Origin of the sequence: Streptomyces pimonensis (genome assembly GCF_041380215.1) — a bacterium.
Classification (GTDB): domain Bacteria; phylum Actinomycetota; class Actinomycetes; order Streptomycetales; family Streptomycetaceae; genus Streptomyces; species Streptomyces pimonensis.
Genome location: NZ_JAHWZY010000109.1, coordinates 1 through 1,453, shown reverse-complemented (window position 1 = coordinate 1,453; position 1,453 = coordinate 1). Strand labels below are relative to the sequence as shown.

Here is a 1,453-nt window from a genome sequence, read left to right as displayed (position 1 = left end):
TGCCCGCACTCAACCGGTCGTCGCAACACTGGTTCGGTAATCCAAGTGTAGGTGTTCCCCGAAGACTTCTTCGGGCGTCCTCCAGCCGAGTGTCTTGCGTGGCCTGCTGTTGAGCGAGGCTGCGACCGCCTCAAGCTCCCTCTCGTTCCAGCGGGAGAGATCGGTGCCCTTGGGAAAGTACTGCCGCAGCAGGCCATTGGTGTTCTCGTTGGTGCCGCGCTGCCAGGGGCTGTGGGGGTCCGCGAAGTAGACCTTGATGCCGGTCTCGCTCGTCAACTTCCCGTGCTGGGCAAGCTCCTTGCCGCGATCCCAGGTCAGGGACCTGCGCACGTGCTCGGGCAACGTGGTCAGCCAGGCAGAGAGTGCATCCTTCATCGTCTCCGCGCCGTAGCCCGCCAGCGCCGGACCGTTCTTCACCCGCGGTTCCAGGCCGTAGCCCTCCATGCGCGGGAGACGAATCAGCACCGTGAACCGGCTCGTGCGCTCCACCACGGTGCCGATCGCCGAGCGGTTCGTCCCGATGATCAGGTCGCCCTCCCAGTGCCCGGGCGTCATCCGGTCCTCCGCCTCGGCGGGACGCCGGCTGATCACGGTCTCCGGCGTGACGTGCCCCCGGGCGCGCCGGCGGGCCCGTGCCCGGGGAACCCGCAGCGCACGGCCGGTACGCAGGCAGGTGACCAACTCTCGCTCGAGTCCGCCGCGCTCACGGATGTAAAGGGCCTGGTAGATCGCCTCGTGCGAGATGCGCATCGACGGGTCGTCCACGAAGTCGAGCGGTAGCCGGTTCGCGATCTGCTGCGGACTCCACGCCTTTGCCCACCTTCGGTCCTGGCGTCGAGGCTTGTTGCGCCCTTTCCATGCCGGCACCTCAGGGCCCAGTGCCCGGGTACTGTCCGGCGCGCTCACCGCACCCACGAGCCTGTCCTGCACATAGGCGCGCAGGGCTTCGTTGGTGGCCAGCTTTACGCTCTTGGGGCGTCGTGCGGCCAGCTCCGCCTTCCACTGGGCGGTCGAGGCCCGATACTCAAGCCGACCGCAGCGTGTCGCGGCGTTCCGCTTGAGCTCCCGTGAGATCGTCGACGGCGCCCGACCCAGCCGACGGGCCACCTCACGAACCCCGCACCCCTGCATGCGCAGCAGCGCGATCTCCTCGCGTTCGGTAAACGACAGATATCTGCCCGAACCCGGGCCCAGCTCGATCGTCGGCATGCCTCCACGCTGGCGGAACCAGCGTGAACCCACAGGTCCTGATACGCCGCACGCGACGGCCGCATCCTCGCTGGTCAGCCCTTCAGCGATCTTGCGCCAGAATGCGCGCTCGATCTCCCGGCGGATTGGAGGCGTGCCCGGCGAGCGCATCGCTGGACGCCCCGTCATCTTCGTCGTCCATCCCGCAGACCGTCCCATCCCACACCTCCACATCGAGGTGTTGCGACGAGCCCTTGAATCCACC

Annotated in this window: 1 protein-coding gene; it reads right to left on the bottom strand. The window is 67.8% G+C overall.

The features are described 5' to 3' along the window. Positions 1-9: 9 nt before the first annotated feature. Positions 10-1,407, bottom strand: coding sequence for an IS30 family transposase (locus KYY02_RS33545; protein WP_371244837.1), 1,398 nt, complete (start codon positions 1,405-1,407; stop codon positions 10-12). Between the last annotated feature and the right edge of the window lie 46 nt (positions 1,408-1,453).

Bases quoted from the DNA above. Each gene is read 5' to 3' on its own strand.
- KYY02_RS33545 (WP_371244837.1), bottom strand. From the start codon at position 1,407: ATGGGACGGTCTGCGGGATGGACGACGAAGATGACGGGGCGTCCAGCG.